Annotated in this window: 17 protein-coding genes; 12 read left to right on the top strand and 5 right to left on the bottom strand. The window is 64.4% G+C overall.

The window, feature by feature from the left end; all coding sequences use genetic code 11:
• Positions 1-73: 73 nt before the first annotated feature.
• The 4 genes from XH92_RS12680 (at position 74) to XH92_RS12665 (ending at position 5,694) form a co-directional block, all read left to right on the top strand.
• Positions 74-745, top strand: a complete 672-nt coding sequence (locus tag XH92_RS12680; RefSeq protein ID WP_194459509.1) for a DUF4286 family protein — start codon at positions 74-76, stop codon at positions 743-745.
• A 280-nt stretch (positions 746-1,025) separates the two neighbouring features.
• Positions 1,026-2,825 carry an FAD-dependent oxidoreductase gene (locus XH92_RS12675; protein WP_194459508.1) on the top strand — a complete coding sequence of 600 codons (1,800 nt, stop codon included), beginning with the start codon at positions 1,026-1,028 and terminating at the stop codon, positions 2,823-2,825.
• On the top strand, positions 2,795-4,642 hold the full coding sequence (locus tag XH92_RS12670; protein WP_076865744.1) for a 2-oxoacid:acceptor oxidoreductase subunit alpha: 1,848 nt from the start codon (positions 2,795-2,797) through the stop codon (positions 4,640-4,642). The genes XH92_RS12675 and XH92_RS12670 overlap by 31 nt, the downstream gene beginning before the upstream one ends.
• Complete coding sequence (locus tag XH92_RS12665; protein ID WP_194459507.1) at positions 4,639-5,694, top strand: 2-oxoacid:ferredoxin oxidoreductase subunit beta; 1,056 nt, start codon at positions 4,639-4,641, stop codon at positions 5,692-5,694. Before XH92_RS12670 ends, XH92_RS12665 begins: the two co-directional genes overlap by 4 nt.
• A gap of 197 nt (positions 5,695-5,891) precedes the next feature.
• On the opposite strand, the gene XH92_RS12660 is transcribed toward XH92_RS12665, so the two are convergent.
• The 5 genes from XH92_RS12660 to XH92_RS12640 all read right to left on the bottom strand — a co-directional run bounded on the left by XH92_RS12660 (position 5,892) and on the right by XH92_RS12640 (position 12,221).
• On the bottom strand, positions 5,892-7,088 hold the full coding sequence (locus XH92_RS12660) for an ABC transporter substrate-binding protein (RefSeq protein ID WP_371818001.1): 1,197 nt from the start codon (positions 7,086-7,088) through the stop codon (positions 5,892-5,894).
• Positions 7,034-7,246 carry a hypothetical protein gene (locus tag XH92_RS12655; protein WP_194459505.1) on the bottom strand — a complete coding sequence of 71 codons (213 nt, stop codon included), beginning with the start codon at positions 7,244-7,246 and terminating at the stop codon, positions 7,034-7,036. Before XH92_RS12655 ends, XH92_RS12660 begins: the two co-directional genes overlap by 55 nt.
• Before the next feature lie 95 nt (positions 7,247-7,341).
• Positions 7,342-8,886 (bottom strand): SpoVR family protein, encoded by a 1,545-nt coding sequence (locus XH92_RS12650; RefSeq protein WP_194459504.1) that lies wholly within the window; start codon positions 8,884-8,886, stop codon positions 7,342-7,344.
• A gap of 4 nt (positions 8,887-8,890) precedes the next feature.
• Positions 8,891-10,162, bottom strand: a complete 1,272-nt coding sequence (locus XH92_RS12645; protein WP_194459503.1) for a YeaH/YhbH family protein — start codon at positions 10,160-10,162, stop codon at positions 8,891-8,893.
• 115 nt (positions 10,163-10,277) lie between these two features.
• Positions 10,278-12,221 (bottom strand): PrkA family serine protein kinase, encoded by a 1,944-nt coding sequence (locus XH92_RS12640; protein WP_194459502.1) that lies wholly within the window; start codon positions 12,219-12,221, stop codon positions 10,278-10,280.
• Between the two features lie 508 nt (positions 12,222-12,729).
• Here XH92_RS12640 and XH92_RS12635 point away from each other — a divergent pair.
• The 8 genes from XH92_RS12635 (at position 12,730) to XH92_RS12605 (ending at position 21,532) form a co-directional block, all read left to right on the top strand.
• Positions 12,730-13,347: a hypothetical protein gene (locus XH92_RS12635; protein WP_194459501.1), complete on the top strand. Its 618-nt coding sequence runs from the start codon at positions 12,730-12,732 to the stop codon at positions 13,345-13,347.
• Positions 13,348-13,386: 39 nt separating this feature from the next.
• Positions 13,387-13,833, top strand: a complete 447-nt coding sequence (locus tag XH92_RS12630; RefSeq protein WP_194459500.1) for a DsrE family protein — start codon at positions 13,387-13,389, stop codon at positions 13,831-13,833.
• Between the two features lie 233 nt (positions 13,834-14,066).
• Positions 14,067-16,913, top strand: coding sequence for a bifunctional transaldolase/phosoglucose isomerase (locus tag XH92_RS12625; RefSeq protein ID WP_194459499.1), 2,847 nt, complete (start codon positions 14,067-14,069; stop codon positions 16,911-16,913).
• Positions 16,914-16,925: 12 nt separating this feature from the next.
• Complete coding sequence (gnd, locus tag XH92_RS12620) at positions 16,926-17,909, top strand: phosphogluconate dehydrogenase (NAD(+)-dependent, decarboxylating) (RefSeq protein ID WP_194459498.1); 984 nt, start codon at positions 16,926-16,928, stop codon at positions 17,907-17,909.
• Positions 17,910-17,929: 20 nt separating this feature from the next.
• Positions 17,930-19,423 (top strand): glucose-6-phosphate dehydrogenase, encoded by a 1,494-nt coding sequence (zwf, locus tag XH92_RS12615; RefSeq protein ID WP_194459497.1) that lies wholly within the window; start codon positions 17,930-17,932, stop codon positions 19,421-19,423.
• A 1-nt stretch (position 19,424) separates the two neighbouring features.
• Positions 19,425-20,174, top strand: coding sequence for a 6-phosphogluconolactonase (gene pgl, locus XH92_RS42955; RefSeq protein ID WP_246788386.1), 750 nt, complete (start codon positions 19,425-19,427; stop codon positions 20,172-20,174).
• Positions 20,175-20,231: 57 nt separating this feature from the next.
• Positions 20,232-20,720 carry a gluconokinase gene (locus XH92_RS42950; RefSeq protein ID WP_371818075.1) on the top strand — a complete coding sequence of 163 codons (489 nt, stop codon included), beginning with the start codon at positions 20,232-20,234 and terminating at the stop codon, positions 20,718-20,720.
• A complete protein-coding gene (locus XH92_RS12605) occupies positions 20,717-21,532 on the top strand; it encodes a Cof-type HAD-IIB family hydrolase (protein WP_194459496.1) in 816 nt (271 codons plus the stop codon). Before XH92_RS42950 ends, XH92_RS12605 begins: the two co-directional genes overlap by 4 nt.
• Positions 21,533-21,597: the final 65 nt, after the last annotated feature.

Genomic DNA, 21,597 nt, shown 5'->3' with positions numbered 1-21,597 from the left:
GCGGAACCGGCTTCCCGGGCGCGTGCGACCAGGCGATATTGCGCGGATAAAACAGGCAAAAAAGGAGCACTCGATGCCAATCGCCGGACAAGGCATGCTGCTGACCTCGATGGATATCGACAGCTTACACGAAGCTGAATTCAACCGCTGGTACGATCGCGAGCATCTCGAGGAACGGGTCGCGATCGACGGCTTCCTGGAGGCCCGCCGCTACGTCGCCCATGACGGCAAGCCGAAATATCTCAGCCTCTACTCGACCACGACCTTCGACGTGCTTGAGAGCCCGGCCTACCGCAGGGCGCTCGCCAGCCAGACCGACTGGTCGAAGGCCAACATTGCGCGCTTCCAGAACATGATCCGCGGGGTCGCGCGCATCACGATCAGCCGCGGCGTCGGCCGCGGCGCGGCGCTTGGCATCATCCGGCTGCGCCCGCCGGCCGAGGGCACGGACAAGCTTCGCGCTGCATTGCGGGAGCAACTCGATCCGGCGGCGCGCGACGGCATCATCTCGATGCACCTGCTCGAGAACGATCCCGTGCTGTCGAAGCCGCTGACGCCCGATGCCGACAAGGCCGATCCCGGCGCCGGCGACTGGTTCGTCCTGATCGACGCGACCGATGTCAGCGCGGTGCCTGCGGCCGCAGCAAGCATCACCGGCAACGCAGCCTTGAAGCCGCTCGTGATCACCAGCGGCGTCTACAGGCTGTTGTGGGATATCGCGAAGAGCGATCTTCCGCGCGGCTGAAGCGAACGCGCAACGTTCGCGTGGAGATCATCCCCATACACTTGCGAAGTGGCGGGGCACTCATGCTGCACCGCCACATAACGCAATCGAGATTAACGCTACACGCGCATCAGCCGCGCGAAAGCTGATGATCGGACAATTTAGCCTTTGCCTTCTCTGGAACGGCTCTAATAAGATAAGCCTATGATCCAATTCAAAAACCAGAACAACGCCGTGTGAGCGTTCGTGGTCAACGATAAGGCCGCGCGGTCAGGCATTTTCGCGCGGGTCAAAGGTAGGAATGAAACCGACTGATATCTCGGCGCCGGATTACTTCCATAAAGTAGTCGATTGCCAATGGGCTTGCCCCGCACACACCCCCGTTCCCGAGTACATCCGGTTGATTGCTGAGGGGCGTTACAGCGACGCCTACATGATCAATTGGAAGTCCAACGTGTTCCCCGGGATTTTGGGGCGCACCTGTGACCGCCCGTGCGAGCCGGCGTGCCGCCGTGGCCGGGTCGAGGACAATCCGGTCGCGATCTGCCGCCTGAAGCGCGTCGCCGCCGACTTCAAGGACGACATCAAGCATCGGCTGCCGAAGCCGGGTCCGAAGAACGGCAAGCGCATCGCGCTGGTCGGCGGCGGCCCCGCGTCGCTCACCGTGGCGCGCGATCTCGCCCCGCTCGGCTATCACTGCACCGTGTTCGACGGCGATCCCAAGGCCGGCGGAATGATGCGCAGCCAGATTCCGAAATTCCGCCTGCCCGACAGCGTGATCGACGAGGAGACTGATTACATCCTGGGCCTCGGCGTCGAGTTCAAGGGCGGCCAGCGCGTCGACAGCCTGAAGCAGCTGCTCGCCGAAAACTATGACGCGATCTTCGTCGGAAGCGGCGCGCCGCGCGGCCGCGAGCTCGACATTCCCGGCCGCAAGGAGGCCGCCGCCAACATCCATATCGGTATCGAGTGGCTCGCCAACGTGTCGTTTGGCCATGTCGACAAGATAGGCCGCCGCGTCATCGTGCTCGGCGGCGGCAACACCGCGATGGATTGCTGCCGCACCGCGCGCCGCCTCGGCGGCGAGATGGTCAAGGTGGTGGTCCGCTCCGGCTTTGAGGAAATGAAGGCCTCGCCGTGGGAGAAGGAAGATGCCATCCACGAGGACATCCCGATCCTCAACTACATGGTGCCGGTGGCGTTCAAGCACGTGGCCGGCAAGCTGATCGGCGTCACGTTCCAGAAGGTCCGGGCCGAATACGACGACAAGGGCCGGCGCAATCTGGTGCCCTCGGGCGAGCCGGACGAGACCATCCCCTGCGACGATGTGCTCGTTGCGGTCGGCCAGGAGAATGCATTCCCCTGGATCGAAGCCGATTGCGGCATCGAATTCGACAAGTGGCACATGCCGAAGGTCGACCCCAAGACGTTCGTCTCGACCAATCCGAAGGTGTTCTTTGGCGGCGACGCGGCGTTCGGACCGAAGAACATCATCTGGGCGGTGGCGCATGGCCACGATGCCGCGCTCTCCATTCACAAGATGCTGTCGGGCGAGGACATCACCGAGCGCCCGCTGCCCGAGGTGCACGTCTCCTCGCAGAAGATGGGCATCCACGAGTGGAGCTACGACAACGATATCTCCGCCGACAAGCGCTTCAAGGTGCCGCATCGCGACAAGGTGGTCGCGCTGAAGGACATCCGCGCCGAGGTCGAGCTCGGTTACGACCTCAAGCTCGCGCTCGGCGAGGCGCAGCGCTGCCTGAACTGCGACGTGCAGACGGTGTTCTCCGCGCCACTGTGCATCGAATGCGACGCCTGCGTCGACATCTGTCCGATGGACTGCATCAGCTTCACCGAGAACGGCGAGGAGGATGATTTGCGGCAGCGCCTCAAAGCGCCGTCGCCGCATCACGACCAGGCGCTCTACGTCTCCGGCGACCTGAAGACCGGCCGCGTCATGGTGAAAGACGAAGACGTCTGCCTGCATTGCGGACTGTGTGCCGAGCGCTGCCCGACCGGCGCCTGGGACATGCAGAAGTACCTCATCGATATGGTTCAAGCGGGATCAACATGTCAGTCCAAAGCCCGATCAGCAGCGTAAACGACTTCGTCGTCCGCTTCGCCAACGTCAACGGTTCGGGCTCGGCTTCCGCCAACGAACTGTTCGCGCGCTCGATCCTGCGCCACGGCGTGCCGGTCTCGCCGCGCAACATCTTCCCGTCCAACATCCAGGGCCTGCCGACCTGGTACGAGGTGCGCGTCACCGAGGACGGCCATCTCGGCGCCCGCGGCGGCGTCGACATGATGGTGGCGATGAACCCGCAGACCTGGGACAAGGACGTCGCCTCGATCGAGCCCGGCGGCTATCTGTTCTACGATTCGACCAAGCCGATGCCGACGTCGAAATTCCGCGAGGACATCACGGTCATCGGCGTGCCGCTGACCGCGATCACCAACTCGACCTACACCGATCCCAGGCAGCGCCAGCTGTTCAAGAACATCATCTATCTCGGCGCGCTCTGCGCCCTGCTCGACCTGGATCCCAAGCTGGTCGAGCAGCTGATCGGCGAGCAGTACAAGGGCAAGGAGAAGCTGCTGTCCTCCAACGTCCACGCGCTGCATCTCGGCCGCGACTGGGCGTTGCAGAACCTGAAATGCCCGCTCGGGCTGCGGGTGAAGAAGTCCGACAAGGTCGGCGACCGCATCTTCATCGAAGGCAACAGCGCCGCCGCGCTCGGCGCCGTCTATGGCGGCGCCACCGTGTGCGCCTGGTATCCGATCACGCCGTCATCGTCGGTGGCGGAAGCCTTCACCAGCCACTGCAAGAAGTACCGTCACGATCCCGAGACCGGCAAGGCGAAATATGCCATCGTGCAGGGCGAGGACGAGCTCGCCTCGATCGGCATCGTGATCGGCGCCTCCTGGAACGGCGCGCGGGCCTTCACCGCGACATCGGGTCCGGGCATCTCGCTGATGACCGAGTTCATCGGCCTGTCCTACTTCGCCGAGATCCCGGCCGTGATCATGAACATCCAGCGCGCCGGCCCCTCGACCGGCATGCCGACCCGCACCCAGCAATGCGACGTGATCGCCTGCGCCTATGCCTCGCACGGCGACACCAAGCACGTGCTGCTGTTCCCGGAGGATCCTGCGGAGGCGTTCGAGTTCGCCGCCGCCGCCTTCGATCTCGCCGAGCGGCTGCAGACCACGATCTTCCTGATGCTCGATCTCGACATCGGGATGAATCACCGGCTGTGCCGCCCGCTGAAGTGGGACGACGCCAAGCAATACGACCGCGGCAAGGTGATGACGGCGGAGATGCTCGAGGAAGGCCGCGACTTCGGCCGCTACCTCGACGTCGACGGCGACGGCATCCCCTATCGCACCTATCCCGGCACCCATCCGACCAAGGGCTCCTACTTCACCCGCGGCACCTCGCGCGACCGCTACGCGCGGTATTCCGAGGAAGGCGCTGTCTACGCCGACAACATGCAGCGCCTGGTGCGCAAGTTCGAGACCGCGCAGGACATGGTGCCGCGGCCGCTGCAGGCCAACGCGGCGAAGCCGACCAAGTACGGCGTGCTGTATTTCGGCTCGACCTCGCCCGCGATGGACGAGGCGATCGGGATTTTGGAGGCACGCGGCCATCAGCTCGACCGCATGCGCATCCGCGCCTTCCCGTTCCACTCCAGTGTCGCGAGCTTCATCGCCGACCACGACTTCGTCTACGTGGTCGAGCAGAACCGCGACGCCCAGCTGCGCCAGCTGATCGTCAACGAGAACGGCATCGACCCGGTGCGGCTGGTGCCGATCCTGCACTATGACGGCACGCCGATCACCGCGCGCTTCATCGCCAACGCCATCGGCGACCACCAGGACCACCTCAAGGTGACCCCTCTCCGCAAGGCCGTGACATGACCTACATTGCAAAGCCGAAGTTTCATCATCCCGGCCTGAAGAAGAACGAGCTGGGCTATACCCATCGCGACTACGAGGGCAAGATCTCGACCCTGTGCGCGGGCTGTGGCCACGATTCGATCACCGCCTCGATCATCGAAGCCTGTTACGAGCTCTCGATCGAGCCGCACCGGGTGGCGAAGATTTCCGGCATCGGCTGCTCGTCGAAGACGCCGGACTATTTCCTCGGCAATTCGCACGGCTTCAACTCGGTGCACGGCCGGATGCCGTCGGTGCTGACCGGCGCCAACCTCGCCAACCGCGATCTGATCTATCTCGGCGTATCCGGCGACGGCGACAGCGCCTCGATCGGCTTCGGCCAGTTCGCGCATTCGATCCGGCGCGCCGTCAACATGACGTACATCGTCGAGAACAACGGCGTGTACGGCCTGACCAAGGGCCAGTTCTCGGCGACCGCCGACCGCGGCTCGAAGTCGAAGAAGGGCGTCACCAACACCGACAATGCGATCGACCTGGTCGCGATCGCGCTGCAGTTAGGGGCCACCTTCGTGGCGCGCAGCTTCTCCGGCGACAAGACGCAATTGGTTCCCTTGATTGCCGCTGCGATCCGCCATAAGGGCGCGTCCTTCATCGACGTGATCAGCCCCTGCATCGCCTTCAACAACCACGCCGGCTCGACCAAGAGCTTCGACTATGTGCGCGAGCACAATGACGCGGTGAACCGCCTCGACGTGCTGGTCGGCCGCGATCCGATCAGCGTCGACTACGCGCCCGGCACCGTGCAGGTGGTCGAGCAGCATGACGGCTCCAGGCTGGCGCTGCGCAAGCTCGACGCCGACTACGATCCGCACGATCGGCTCGGCGCGATGACCTTCTTGCAGAAGCATGCAGCCAAGGGCCAGATCGTCACTGGCCTACTCTATGTCGATCCGGAAGCCGAGGATCTGCACACCCATCTCGACACCGTCGAGACGCCGCTCAACACGCTGGACGAACAAGCGCTCTGCCCCGGCTCGGCCGTGCTGGACAAGATCAACGCCAGCCTGCGCTGAGCGCTCGTTCTCGCCGGCACAATGGCGTGAAGGACGGCGACAAACTCCGTGTCGTCCCTGCCTAGTGCGCAATTGCGCACGGGAGCAGGGACCCATAACCACCGATGCAGATTGTCGGGCTACGCTGGAACAACGAGTCCCGTTCACAACAGAAGCCGCGGCGTATGGGTCCCTGCTTTCGCAGGGACGACAGACGGCTACTTGTCGCTCAGCACGTCGCCGAACAGCGCCCAGGACTTGCCGTCGAACCGCGCCATCTGGATCTGGCGGATCGGCGTTACGTTGTCGGGCTCGGTCTGCACCTTGATGCCCGGCAGCAGCATCGGCAATTCGAGCGCTTTCAGATTGGTCGCCTGCTTGATGATGTTGTCGCGGCTGTAATCGCCGTTGCAGTTCTTCAGCACCGCCGCCATGACCTGCGCGACGGTGTAGCCCTGCACGTTGAAGAGATCGCCCGGGCTCGCATTCGGCTGATATTTCTTCATCCAGGCCGAGAATTCCTTCTGCCCGGCATCATCGGCCCAGCGCGGATCGGTCGGATCCTTCAGATAGAGCCCGGTCACGACGCCGATGACATTCTCAAGCCCGGCGGGTTCAAGCACCGCGGAGACCGAATTGGAGACGGTCGGCAGGATGGTGAGCGGCTTCCAGCCCATGCTGGCCGCCTTGCGCAACGCTTGCGCCGCGAATTTCGGCGTCGCTTCGGCGAAGAACACGTCGGCACCGGACTCGCGCATCGTCACCATCTGGGAATCGATAGTCGGATCGGTGGTGAGGTAGGTGGTCTCGGCGACGATCTGGCCGACGTGCTCGCCGAGCCCGTCCTTGAGGCCCCTGAGATAGTCCTTGCCCGCGTCCTCGTTCGGCGTGATGACCGCGATCTTGGCGTCCGGCTTGGTCTTCAGGATGTACTTTGCATAGAGCCGTCCCTCGAGCTCGTAGGTCGGATTGAAACCGACCGTCCACGGGAACTGCTTCGGATCGTTCCAGCGCGTCGCGCCTGACGACACAAACAGCTGCGGCACGTGCTTGATGTTCAGATATTTCTGCACCGAGATGTTCGGCGCGGTGCCGACCGCGCTGAAGATCGCAAGCACCTCGTCCTGCTCGACCAGCTTGCGGGTCTGCTCGACGGTCTTCGACGGCGAATAGGCGTCGTCGAGACTCGCAAAGTCGATCTTGCGGCCGCCGATGCCGCCCTGATCGTTGAGCATCTGAAAGTACGCGGCTTCGGCGCGCGCAATCGTGCCGTAGGCCGACGCCGGGCCGCTATAGGGCGCGGTGTTTCCGATCTTGATTGCGGAATCGGCTGCGATGGATGGCGGGATCGTCGATGCCGTCAGCGCGGCAAGGGCAAGAAGGGCCGCGAGGCGAGAGCGAGTTGACAAGAGCATATCCTTTTCTTGGTTTTCTTGACGCGGCGCACCTTATCAATCGCGCCCGCGCAGGCAATCACCAAGAACGCCTCGCGAGATTTCCGCACGCCGGCAATCAGATGCGCGCACGGAACATGATGCGCTTTCAGTATCCGGTACGTTGCCGTGATGTTCATGATGTGAGCCTTCGATAGACGCGAAGGTTCATCATGCAAGATCAGCATTCCGCGCGGCGGTGTGCGCCGCGCTCATGATCGCGAGAGCGTGATCCTCAGGCGGCGACCGCAGCCGCGCGCGGGCTGACGACGTATTCCTTCAGCACCTTGTCGGTGCCGTCGACTTCGGTCAGCGCGACGTCGTAGGACCACAGATCGGCCAGATGCTGCAGCACGCGCCGCGTGTCGGTCTCGTTGAGCTGCGCGCCCTTGACGGTGGTGTGACGCAGCATCAGGCGGCGATCGCCGTCGAGATCGACATCCATGACCTCGATATTGGCGTCGACGAAACCGACGTCGTATTGCCGCGCCAGCTCGCGGCGCACTCGGCGGTAACCACGCTCGTCATGGATCGCATCGACCTTGATGCCCTGGCTTTCGGCTGGGTCGTCGTGCAGATGGAACATGCGGAAGCGCCGGATCAGCGCCGGGCTGAGGAACTGGTTGATGAAGCTCTCGTCGCGGTAGTTGCTCCAGATCTCGCGCAGCACGCCCTCGACGTCGCCCTTGCCGGCAATATCGGGGAACCAGTCGCGATCCTCGTCCTCCGGATTTTTCACGATCCGCTCGATGTCCTGCATCATGGCAAAGCCGAGCGCGTAGGGATTGAAGCCGGAATAGCGGCGATCGTCGAACTCGGGCTGGAACACCACATTGGTGTGCGACTGCAGGAATTCGAGGAAGTTGCCGTCGGTGAGCCGGCCCTGCTGATGCAGCCGGCTCATGATCCGGTAATGCACGTAGGTCGCGGTGCCCTCGTTCATCACCTTGGTCTGGCCCTGCGGGTAGAAGTACTGCGCGATGTGACGCACGATGCGAATGAGCTCGCGCTGCCAAGGTGCGAGACGCGGCGCGGTCTTCTCCAGGAAGTAGAGGATGTTCTCCTGCGGCAGACCGAGCAGCGCGCGGCGTCGCTCGGCGGTAAGCGTAGCCTTGCTCTTGGCCTTGATGTTCGGCACCGTCCGCCACAAATCGTTGAACACGGATTCCTCGTGCTGCCGGCGCTCGCCGGCGCGCTTCTCCTCGGCGCGCAGGTCGAGCGTCTTCTTGCCGGGATAGCGGTCGACGCCGTGCGACATCAGCGCATGCGCGGCATCCAGCGTCCGCTCCACTGTCTCGCGGCCGTGGCGATCCTCGCAGGCCGCGATGTAGCCCTTGGCGAATTCGAGATAGTCGAGGATGCCGTCGGCATCGGTCCACTGCTTGAACAGGTAGTTGTTCTTGAAGAAGTGATTGTGCCCGAACGCCGCGTGCGCGATCACCAGCGTCTGCATCGTCGCGGTGTTCTCCTCCATCAGATAGGAGATGCAGGGCGAGGAGTTGATCACGATCTCATAGGCGAGGCCCATCAGGCCCTTGCGGTAGGACGCCTCCTGGAAGGCGAACTGCTTGCCGAACGACCAGTGCTTGTAGAACAGCGGCATGCCGACCGATGAATAGGCGTCGAGCATCTGCTCGGCGGTGATCACCTCGATCTGGTTGGGATAGACGTCGAGCCCGAGCTCCTTGCGCGCGACCTGCTCGCAGGCATCGTGAATCCGCTGCAGCGTCTGGAAATCCCAGTCGGCGCCCTCGAACAGACGTTCGCCGGAAGACCCCATCAACCTATACCCTTTCCTGACTGGTGGTGCGACGCTTGAACAGGTCCTGGAACACCGGGAAGATCTCGCCGCGCTCGCTCACCTTGCGCATCGACAACGGCGCGCCGTCGTTGCGCAGACGCTCATAGAGCGTCCAGAGCGAGGAGTCCGGCATGTCGAAGGTGTAGTTGGCGGCCTCGCCGACCTCGAGATAGGCGAAGAACTGACAGACCGGCAGGATCTTGTCGGTCAAGAGATGCCCGGTCAGCCCGCTGTCGGAGGTCATGTTGTCGCCGTCCGAAGCCTGGGCGGCATAGATGTTCCAGTCGGCGGGACGGAAGCGGGTGCGGACGATGTCGTTCATCGCAACCAGCGCGCTCGATACCAGGGTGCCGCCGGACGCCGGTCCATGGAAGAACGTATCCTCGTCGACCTCCTCGGCGCGGTCGGTGTGCCGGATGAACACGATCTCGACATGCTTGTACCGCCGCTTCAGGAAGACGTAGAGCAGCATGTAGAACCGCTTTGCCAGATCCTTCATGTGCTCGGACATCGAGCCCGAGACGTCCATAAGGCAGAACATCACGGCCTGCGCCACCGGCTTCGGCACCGTCTCGAAGCGGCGGTAGCGGATGTCGATCGGATCGATGAACGGGATCCGCTTGGCCTTGGCCCTCAGCGCTTCGAGCAGCGCGAGCAGTTCGGCGCGGCGGGTCTCGTCCTCGCACGCCGCAAGCTCCTCCTCGAGCGCCTCGATCTCGTCCTTGCGCGGCCGGCGCAGCGCCACGCGGCGCGCCAGTGCCCGGCTCACGGTGCGGCTGATCGAGATGTTGGCGGGCGAGCCCGAGGTCGCATAGCCGGCGCGCTGAATGCCCTCGCTCTCGGTCTGCGCGAGCTTGCGCTTGGCGAGGTCGGGCAATTCGAGGTCGTCGAGGAAGAGGTCGACGAACTCCTCGCGGCTCAGCACGAAGCGGAAGGCGTCCTCGCTGTCGCCCTCGCCCGCGCCGGAACCCTTGGCGCCGCTCTGGTTCGGACGCTGCAGCCAGTCGCCCTCGACGAACTTCTTGTTGCCGGGCAGCACCATGTCGCGCGTGCCGCCCTCGCGCCGGAACCGCGGCTCATCCATGCCGTCCAGCGGGATGGTCACCTCGCCGCCCTCCAGGACATCCTTGATGTCCCGGTCCTGTGACGACTTCTTGACGGCTCCCTGCACCAGCGCCTTGGCGCGCCGCAGGAAGCGCTGGCGGTTCTCCAGGCTCTTGCTACCCGGATTCAACCGCCGATCGACGATATGCATGACCACGTTGCATCTGCCTCGCGCCGGATGCGATCATGACAGTCGCATCGCATTCTTATTGGACGGACGGGACGGGACGAGACGGAAAGCCGCTGCCGGCTTTCCGGATCGTGCACTAGCCGGCCTGCTTCACCCGCATGTACCACTCGACGAGCCGGCGGACCTGGCGCTCGGTGTAACCCCGCTCCACCATCCGCTCGACGAACTCGCCGTGCTTCTTCTCGGTCTCGCCGTCCTTCTTGGACCCGAACGAGATGACCGGAAGCAGATCCTCGACCTGCGAGAATATCCTCTTCTCGATCACGTCGCGAACCTTTTCGTAGGAGGTCCAGCTCGGGTTCTTGCCGCCATTGTGCGCCCGCGAACGCAGCGAGAACTTGACGACCTCGTTGCGGAAGTCCTTCGGGTTGGCAATGCCCGCCGGCTTCTCGATCTTGGTCAGCTCCTGGTTCAAGAGCTCGCGGTTCATCAGCTGGCCGGTGTCAGGATCCTTGAAGTCCTGGTCCTCGATCCAGGCGTCGGCGTAGTCGACATAGCGGTCGAACAGGTTCTGCCCGTAGTCGGCATAGGATTCCAGATAGGCCTTCTGGATCTCGTTGCCGATGAACTCGGCATAGCGCGGCGCGAGGTCGGCCTTGATGAATTCGAGATAGCGCTTCTCGGTCTCGTCAGGCAGCTGCTCGCGGCGGATCGCCATCTCCAGCACATACATCAGGTGCACCGCGTCGGCGCCGACCTCGGTGGTATCGTGGTTGAAGGTCGAGGCCAGCACCTTGAAGGCGAAGCGGGTGGAGACGCCGTCCATGCCCTCGTCGACGCCGGCCGCGTCCTTGTATTCCTGCACGCTGCGCGCCTTCGGATCGGATTCCTTCAGGCTTTCGCCGTCATAGACCCGCATCTTGCCGAACAGCGTCGAGTTCTCGTGCTTGCGCAGCCGCGACATCACCGAGAAGCGCGCCATCGTCTCCAGCGTCGCCGGAGCGCACGGCGCGGCGGCAAGCTCGGAGCCCTGGATCAGCTTCTCGTAGATCTTCTGCTCCTCGGTGACCCGCAGGACGTACGGGACTTTGATGACGCAGATACGGTCGATGAAGGCCTCGTTGTTCTTGTTGGTCTTGAAGCTCTGCCACTCGGCTTCGTTGGAGTGCGCGAGGATGATGCCGGTGAACGGGATCGCACCGATGTTCTCGGTGCCGATGTAGTTGCCCTCCTGCGTCGCGGTCAGCAGCGGGTGCAGCATCTTGATCGGCGCCTTGAACATCTCGACGAACTCGAGCACGCCCTGGTTGGCGCGGTTGAGGCCGCCGGAATAGCTGTAGGCGTCCGGGTCGTTCTGGGCGTAGGTCTCCAGCTTGCGGATGTCGACCTTGCCGACCAGCGAGGAGATGTCCTGGTTGTTCTCGTCGCCGGGCTCGGTCTTGGCGACCGCGATCTGGCGCAGCCGGGAGGGCTGGATGCGCGCGACGCGGAATTGCGAGATGTCGCCGCCGAAGGCCTCGAGCCGCTTGTAGGCCCAGGGCGACATCAGCCCGCTCAGCCGGCGGCGCGGAATGCCGTACTTCTCCTCGATCATCGGGCCAAGCGTCTCGGGGTCGAACAGCCCGAGCGGGCTCTCGAACACCGGCGACAGTTCGTCACCCGCCTTCAGCACGTAGATCGGATGGATCTCCATCAGCGCCTTGATGCGCTCGGCGAGCGACGACTTGCCGCCGCCGACCGGTCCGAGCAGATAGAGGATCTGCTTGCGCTCTTCGAGGCCCTGTGCGGCGTGGCGGAAGAAGCCGACGAGGCGCTCGATCGTGTCTTCCATGCCGTAGAAGCCGGCGAAGGCCGGATACGACCTGATCGTACGGTTCAAAAAGATACGGCCAAGGCGTGGGTCCTTGGCCGTGTCGATCATCTGGGGCTCACCGATTGCCGCTAATAACCGCTCGGCCGCATTGGCATATCGCATCGGATCACTTCGACACGACTCCAAATACTCGGCCATCGACATGTCGGTCTGGCTTCGCGCTTCAAACGACCTTGCGAAGGCGTTGAACAAAGAATCGTTGTACATGATCCCTATCTCCACGATATGTATCGCCGCACGACTGACACGAGTCGTAACCAGAGCGTCCTAGGATCGAATCAGCGTCGGCACGCTGGGTCCATTGGACACTCGACCGACTTGCTTCGGCAATGCACGGCGCGTGCAGCCTCTGCCTTATCAACAGGCAGGAAGCTTAATGGTTCATCAATATCCCCCGTTGGTAGCCTGTTTTTAACGGTTGTAACTCCTCAGCCACATCCGTGGTTTACCGGGGCCCAGGCTTCCTTGGCGGACATCCGAGCGGGGCGACTTCCCCGTCCGGCGATGAACGTTGGGCTCCCTGAAAACGTGTGGCTGTCCAGCCTTGGCGTCAAGATGTGCACGTCACAGATTCGGATGAACAAACATTCAGAAGCCGTTGAACGTGCCTCCTTGTCGCCGCGACTAAGGCAACGAGCCCGCGCAGTTCCGCGCGGCACCATTGCCGCGCTGTAGAGATGACACCTTCGAGGCGCGGGCTATTCCCGAGGCGGTCATGAAGCAGACGTTCCTCGTTGTCGCACTTGCCGTCGCAGCCTGCGCCGCCGCCACGTCAGCCGGGCAGGCGCAGGAAGGCGTCGACAAGGCCAAGGCGGCCGCCTTCGACAACAGGATGTTCGCAGGCCCGCCCGCCGCGAAAGCCTATGCCTGCTTCGTGCGGCGATACGATGCAAATCATCTGGCGCAGCATCCGAAGCAGAAGGTCAGCGCGATGAAGCTGCTGGTCGCCGCCGAGGACGCGCCGGAGGACAAGACCACCAATTATTCGTTCCGGCTCGGCGTCAGCTACCGCCATCGCCCCGGCAATTTCGACTCCAGCGGCTACTGCAACCACGCGATCGCGACCGAATCCGGGCACGAAATACGCTTCGAATGCAACGTCGATTGCGAGGGCGGCGGTATCAACGTGGCGCTGTCGAAGGACGATAAATCCGCGATCGCACGCCTGAGCAGCATCAGGATGTGGAATCGCAACAAGCCCGACGATGACGCGAGCGAAGAGCTGATCGCCGGCGCCGACGACAAGATCTTCCGCGTCGATCGGGCGGACCTGAGCGAATGCGCCGAACTCGTGACCGACCGCAAGGAACTCGCTGCGCTCCGCCACAAGTGATAGGCTGGCGCGGTCAACAATAATTGCGCGAGGGACGCCATGCACCGACGCAGCATCCTGTGGGGCACGCTCTCGGCGATCGGCGCGGCCTTCGCAACATCAGGGGCGAACGCCGCTACCGAGGCAGCGCCACGCAAGCTGAAGGTGGCCTACCACCTCGACGACCTCGACAAGGTCAATTTCGTGATCAGCAACATCCAGAACCATCTCGACGGCGCCGGCGGCCCCGGCAATGTGACGATCGCGCTGGTGGTGCACGGCCAGGCGCTGAAGGCGTTTCATTCGGCAGCCGCCAATCCCGACCTGTCGAAGCATGTCGGGCAGTTCTCCAAGGACGGCGTCGAGCTCGCCGCCTGCGGCAACACCATGAAATCGCAGAACATCACCCTCGCCGGCCTGCTTCCGGGCTTCGTCGCCGCCGAGCGCGGCGGCGTGGTCCGCCTCGCCGAGCTGCAATCCCAGGGCTACCTCTACCTGCGGCCTTGACGCACTGCGGCCCTGACGCGCAGGCGTGCGCCGCACGCGTCATAAAAATGTGCCGAGATCGGGGTCTGCTCCCACCCGCGCTCCGAGGGGATCGAACTGTTGTGAATGGCGTTATCCCTTGGGAATGCTGATATTCCGCCCGGGCCCCCAGCCATGTTGACAATCCGCCGCCGCCCCCGAAAGCTGCCCGGGAACCCAAAAATCGACCCTCGATCGAACGAGAACAGGCACCCATGAACCCCGTCAAAGCACTCGAAAATCACCGCCAGGCCGTCTGGCTGGACTTCCTTGCCCGTGGCTTCGTCGCCAAGGGCGACCTGAAGCGGCTGATCGAGACCGACGGCGTCAAAGGCGTGACGTCCAACCCCTCGATCTTCGAGAAGGCGATCGGCAGTTCGGACGAGTATGACGTGGCGATCGGCCAGGCCCTCAAGAAGGGCGACCGCTCGGTCGCCGACCTGTTCGAACACCTTGCCGTCGTGGATATCCAACATGCCGCCGACGTGCTGCGCCCGGTCTACGACCAGAGCCACGGCGGCGACGGCTTCGTCAGCCTCGAAGTGTCGCCCTACCTGGCGGTGGACACCAAGGGCACGATCGCCGAGGCCGAGCGGCTCTGGAAGGACGTCCATCGCAAGAACCTGATGGTCAAGGTGCCGGCGACCCCGGAGGGCCTGCCGGCGATCGAATATCTGATCGGCGAAGGCATCAGCATCAACATCACACTGCTGTTCTCGCAGAAGGTCTACCGCCAGGTCGCCGAGGCCTATCTCAAGGGCCTGGAGAAGTACATCGCCAAGGGCGGCGATCCCTCCCATGTCGCGAGCGTCGCCAGCTTCTTCGTCAGCCGCATCGACTCTGCGGTCGACAAGCAGCTCGACGAGAAGATCGCGCGCGCCAACGACCCGTCCGAAAAGGAGCGGCTCGCCGCCCTGAAGGGCAAGGTCGCGATCGCGAACGCAAAGCTCGCCTACCAGGACTACAAGCGGCTGTTCTCGGGCGCGCGCTGGGACAAGCTGACCGCCAAGGGCGCCAAGCCGCAGCGGCTGCTGTGGGCGTCGACCGGGACCAAGAACAAGGACTATAGCGACGTGCTCTATGTCGAGGAGCTGATCGGCCCCGACACCGTCAACACCGTCCCGCCGGCAACGCTCGACGCCTTCCGTGACCATGGCAAGGTCCGCGACAGCCTCGAGGAGAATGTCGAGGACGCCCGCCACGTGCTGGAGGAGCTGGAGAAGTCCGGCATCTCGCTCGATGCGATCACCGAGGAGCTGGTCAAGGACGGCGTCAAGCTGTTCGCCGACGCCGCCGACAAGCTGTACGGCGCGGTCGCCCACAAGCGCGCGACCTCGCTCGGCGGCGGCATCGACCATCAGAAGCTGGCGCTCGGCGCCACCATCGAGAAGGCGGTCGAGAAAAGCACCGAGGAATGGCGTGCGTCGGCCAAGATCCGAAGGCTCTGGCACAAGGACAAGTCGGTCTGGACCGGCGATGACGAGGACAAATGGCTGGGCTGGCTGACCAGCGCGGCCGCTGCCGACGTCGCCGACTACGAGGATTTCGCCAAGCGCGTGAAGGGCCAGAACTTCACCGACGCCGTGGTGCTCGGCATGGGCGGATCGAGCCTCGGGCCGGAGGTCTTGGCCCAGACCTTCCCGCACAAATCCGGCTTCCCGCGGCTGCACGTGCTCGATTCCACCGACCCGGCGCAGGTGCGGGCGATGGAGGAGTACGTCGACATCGCCAAGACCCTGTTCATCGTCTCCTCCAAATCGGGCGGCACCACCGAGCCGAACGTGATGAAGGACTATTTCTTCGACCGGGTGGCCGAGGCGATCGGCAAGGACAAGGCCGGGCATCGTTTCATCGCCGTGACCGATCCCGGCTCGTCGCTGCAGAAGGTGGCGATCAAGCAGGGCTTTGCCCGCATCTTCTACGGGGACCCCGCGATCGGCGGCCGCTATTCCGTGCTGTCGCCGTTCGGCCTGGTGCCGGCGGCGGCCGCGGGCATCGACATCCGCAGCCTGCTCGGCCATACGCTGGCCATGGTGCGCTCCTGCGGCGCCGACGTGCCGCCGCAGGAAAACCCCGGCGTCCAGCTCGGGCTGGCGATGGGCATCGCCGGGCTCGAAGGCCGCGACAAGGTGACGATCTTCGCCTCGCCGGAGGTCGCCGATTTCGGCGCCTGGGCCGAGCAGCTGATCGCGGAATCGACCGGCAAGGACGGCAAGGGCCTGATCCCGATCGAGGGCGAGACCATCGGCGACGCCGCGGTCTACGGCAACGACCGCTTCTTCATCGACCTGCGTACCGAAGGCGAGACCGACGCCGCGCATGAGGCCAAGCTCGCCGCACTCGAGGCCGCCGGTCATCCCGTGGTCCGGATCGTGATGAAGTCGATCGACCATATCGGCCAGGAGTTCTTCCGCTTCGAGATCGCGACCGCGGTCGCGGGCTCCATTCTCGGCATCAACCCGTTCAACCAGCCCGACGTCGAGGCCGCCAAGATCAAGACCCGCGAGCTGACGGCGGCGTTCGAGAAGACCGGGTCGCTGCCGGCCGAGCAGCCGGTGGTGTCGGCGGACGGGGTCGATCTCTACACCGACGCGCAGAACGCCGAGGAGCTGCGCAAGGCCGGGGCCAACGGCGATCTCAACTCCTGGATCAAGGCGCATCTGGCGCGCTCGGGCCGCGGCGACTATGTCGCCTTGCTTGCCTATATCGAGCGCGACGGCGACACCATCGACGCCATGCAGGCGATGCGGCTCAAGGTGCGCGATGCCAAGCATCTTGCGACCTGCGCCGAGTTCGGCCCGCGCTTCCTGCATTCGACCGGACAGGCCTACAAGGGCGGGCCTGACAGTGGGGTGTTCCTGCAGGTCACGACCGACGATAGCAAGGATCTGGCGGTGCCCGGCCAGAAGGCGAGCTTCGGCGTGATCAAGGCGGCGCAGGCGCGCGGCGATTTCGACGTGCTCACCGAGCGCGGCCGGCGGGCGTTGCGGGTACATCTCAAGGGTGATCTCACCTCGGGGCTTGCGGCGCTCGATGCCGCGATCTCGGCCGCACTGAACTGACGGAGGCGAGCAATGCAACTCGGCATGATCGGCCTCGGGCGGATGGGCGGCAACATCGTCCGCCGCCTGATGAGCAACGGCCACGCCACCGTGGTCTACGACAAGGACCCCAAGGCGGTCGCGGCGCTGGTCGCCGACAACGCCACCGGCGCCTCGTCGCTGGAGGATTTCGTCCTCAAGCTGGAGCCGCCGCGCACCGCCTGGGTGATGCTGCCGGCCGGCAAGATCACCGAGGCCACCATCGAGGCGCTCGCCAAGCTGATGCAGCCCGGCGACGTCATCATCGACGGCGGCAACACCTTCTGGCAGGACGACGTCCGCCGCGGCAAGGCGCTCAGGGAGCGCGGACTGCATTATGTCGATGTCGGCACCAGCGGCGGCATCTGGGGCATCGAGCGCGGCTACTGCATGATGATCGGCGGCGACAAGAAGGTGGTCGACCGGCTCGACCCGATCTTCAAGACGCTGGCGCCGGGCATCGGCGACATCCCGCGCACCGCCGGCCGCGAGGGCCGCGATGTCAGGATCGAACAGGGCTACATCCACGCCGGTCCTGTCGGCGCGGGGCATTTCGTCAAGATGATCCACAACGGCATCGAATACGGCCTGATGCAGGCCTATGCCGAAGGCTTCGACATCCTGAAGAATGCCAATATCGAGGCGCTGCCGCCGGAGCATCGCTTCGATCTCGACATCGCCGACATCGCGGAAGTGTGGCGGCGCGGCAGCGTGATCCCGTCCTGGCTGCTCGACCTGACGGCCTCGGCGCTGGCGCAGAACCATACGCTCGACAATTATTCCGGCTTCGTCGAGGATTCCGGCGAAGGCCGCTGGACGGTCAATGCCGCGGTCGACGAGGCGGTGCCGGCCGAGGTGCTGACCGCCGCGCTCTACACCCGCTTCCGCTCGCGCAAGGATCACACCTTCGCCGAGAAGATCCTCTCGGCGATGCGCGCAGGCTTCGGCGGCCACAAGGAGCCGCCGAAGAAGGCTTAAAGCGAACTTTGGAAGGTCACGTGCAGAAGAAACCCGATCCTTGCTCCTTCATCATCTTCGGCGCCACCGGTGATCTGACGCACCGCCTGGTGGTCCCGGCGCTCTACAATCTCGCCGCCGGCAATCTGCTGCCGGACAAGTTCTGCGTCGTCGGCATCGTCCGCAAGGGCATGTCGAGCGAGCAGCTGACCGACAGCCTGATGCAGGGGCTGCGCAAGTTCGCCACCCGCCCGGTGGACGAGGCGATCGCGAAGCGGCTGTTCGAATGCGTCACCTCGATCGAGGCCGATCCGCGCGATCCGGCTTCCTTTGATGCCATGAACGAACGGCTCGACAAGCTCGAGCAGGCACGCGGCACCGGCGGCAACCGGCTGTTCTATCTCGCGACCCCGCCGAGCGCCTTCCTGCCGATCAGCGAGCAGCTCGGGCGCACCGGCATGCTCGAGGAGAACGGCGCCTGGCGGCGGCTGATCATCGAAAAGCCGTTCGGCACCGATCTGGCGTCGGCCAGGGCGCTGAATTCCGCGCTGCTGAAGCTGATGGACGAGCACCAGATCTACCGGATCGACCATTACCTCGGCAAGGAAACCGTCCAGAACATCCTGGTGCTGCGTTTCGCCAACGGCATGTTCGAGCCGATCTGGAATCGCAACCATATCGACCACATCCAGATCACCGTCGACGAGAAGCTCGGCGTCGGCCATCGCGGCAGCTTCTATGACTCGACCGGCGCGCTGCGCGACATGGTGCCGAACCATCTGTTCCAGCTGCTGTCGCTGGTGACGATGGAGCCGCCGGCGCGCTTCGACGCCCATGCGGTGCGCTCGGAGAAGGCCGAGGTGCTCAGCGCGATCCAGATCCAGACCGAGCAGGAGGCGCTGTCCAACTCGGTGCGCGGCCAGTATCACGCCGGCCGGATCGGTGACACCGAGATCGAGGATTACCTCAAGACACCGGACGTCAAACCGGACAGCTCGACCGAGACCTACGCCGCGCTGAAGCTGACCATCGACAATTGGCGCTGGGCCGGCGTGCCGTTCTATTTGCGCACCGGCAAGGCGCTGACCACCAAGCGCACCGAGATCGCGATCAAGTTCAAGCAGGCCCCGTTCGCAATGTTCCGCGATACGGCGGTCGACCGCCTGTCGCAGAATTACCTCGTCATCTCCACCGAGCCGACCGAAGGCATCGAGCTGCAGTTCAACACCAAGGTGCCGGGCCCGGCCATCAACATCGACGGCGTCGAGATGAAGTTCCGCTACAAGGACTACTTCAAGGCCGAACCGTCGACCGGCTACGAGACGCTGATCTATGACTGCATGATCGGCGACAATCTGCTGTTCCAGCGCGCCGACAGCGTCGAGGCCGGATGGCAAGCGGTGCAGCCCTTCATCGACGCCTGGAAGACTGCCGGCGGCCGTGGGCTGCAACCCTACAAGGCCGGCTGCGAAGGCCCGGAGGCCGCCAACGCGCTGCTGACGCGCGACGGCCGCAGCTGGCGGAAGCTGGGCTGACATGGCTACGCCCGGCGAGCGCACAATCATCACGGTCGCCGATCCGGCAGAGCTGGCGAAGACCGCCGCCGAGCGGGTGATCGCCAGGATCGACCAGAACAGCGGCCGGATCGCGGTGTGCCTGACCGGCGGCTCCAGCCCCAAAGCGCTCTACCAGCTGCTGGCGACGCCGGACTATCGCGCGAGGATTCCGTGGGACCGCATTGACTGGTTCATCGGCGACGAGCGCCTGGTGCCGCGCAAGGACAAGCTGCACAATATGAGCATGGCGCGCCAGGCCTTCCTCGACCGGTGCGCGCCGGCAGCCAACGTCCATCCGATCGCGACCGACACCGCCGATCTCAGGGATCCCGACATCAGCGCGGCGCTGTACGAGAACGAGCTGATGGCGTTCTACGGCGCCGAGCAGCTCGATCCGAAACGGCCGCTGTTCGACCTGGTGCTGATGGGCATCGGGCCCGACGGCCACACCGCCTCGCTGTTTCCGGGCTATCCCGCGGTCGAGGAGACGCAGCGCTGGGTGGTCGGGGTGCCCAAGGCCAATGTCGAGCCGTTCGTGCCGCGGGTGTCGCTGACCCTGCCCGCGCTCGCTTCCTGCCGCGAGATGCTGTTCGAGGTGTCAGGCGAAAGCAAGCGCGCGATCTTGACGCGCCTGTTCGCAGGCGAGAACCTGCCGGCAAACCGCGCGCGATCGCTGGGCGAGACCGTTTGGCTGATCGATCAGGCCGCGGTGCCGGAGGATTCTGTTTGATGATTTTCTTGGGTGACGTTCTTGGGTGACGGGCAAAATCCCTGCGCACTGGTCGTGATGGGCGTCTCCGGCTCCGGCAAGAGCACCATCGCCGACCGCCTCGCGATCAGGATCGGCTGGCGCTTCGAGGACGGCGACAGCTTTCACCCGCCGAGCAATGTCGCGAAGATGCATTCCGGCCAGCCGCTCACCGACGAGGATCGCTGGCCCTGGCTGCGCGCGATCGCCGCCGAGATCGACCGCACCTGCGGCGTCCGCGAACGCGCCGTGATCGCCTGCTCCGCGCTGAAGCGCAGCTATCGCGACATCCTGGTGCATGGCCGCGACGATATCCGCCTCGTCTTCCTCGACGGCACCCAGGAGCTGATCGCGACGCGGCTGGCCGCGCGCAAGGACCATTTCATGCCGCCAGGCCTGCTCGCCAGCCAGTTCAAGACGCTGGAGCCGCCGACGCCGGACGAACGCCCGATCACGGTTGCGATCGACCGCTCGGTCGACACCATCATCGAAGACATCGTCAGTCAACTGAAGCTGGACCGCCCATGAACCACACCGCCACCCGCATCGCTCTTGTCGTGTCCGATGTCGACGGCACGCTGCTCACCAAGGACAAGACCTTGACCGACGGCGCCAGGGCGGCGGTGCGCAAGCTGCATGAGGCCGGCATCGGCTTCACCATCGTCTCCAGCCGGCCGACCATCGGGATGGGCTTCCTGGTCGCGCCGCTCGCGATCACGCTGCCGATCGGCGCCTTCAACGGCTCGTCGATCGTCGACCCGCAATTGAAGCCGCTCGAGCAGCATGTGATTCCGCCGGCCGTGGCCAGGCGCTGCATCGAGCTGCTCCGCGAGCGCGGCATCGATATCTGGCTGTTCACCAACGACCGCTGGCTGACCCGAAATCCCGACGGCGAATACAACGCGCACGAAAAGCGCGCGATCAAGCATGATCCGACCATCGTCGACGACTTCACGCCCTATCTCGACCAGGCCTGCAAGATCGTCGGCGCGAGCTCGGATGCGCCGCTGCTGCAGCGCTGCGAGGCCGACATGCAGCAGATGGTCGGCCATGATGCGACCGCGGTCCGGTCGCAGACCTATTATCTCGACGTCACCCCGCCCGGCCACGACAAGGGCACCTTCGTCGAGGGCATCGCCAAGCGCCTCGGCGTGTCGCTCGAGAATGTCGTCACGATCGGCGACATGCAGAACGATTTGCCGATGTTCGCGCGAAGCGGCGTCTCGTTCGCGATGGGCAATGCCAGCGACGACGTCAAGGCACGCGCCACGCATGTTACCGAAACCAACGAGCACGACGGTTTCGCGCGCGCGATGGATGTCGTGTTGCAGCTTCGCTGAAGCGTCCGGATGATCGCTCCCCGCGTGATCGAACGCGGGCCGCAGCGTGACCGGGATTACAGTCC

It is taken from the genome of Bradyrhizobium sp. CCBAU 53421, from assembly GCF_015291625.1.
Taxonomy (GTDB): domain Bacteria; phylum Pseudomonadota; class Alphaproteobacteria; order Rhizobiales; family Xanthobacteraceae; genus Bradyrhizobium.
Note: the sequence above shows the minus strand (reverse complement) of the source record. Positions and strands in the feature narration are given on the sequence as shown.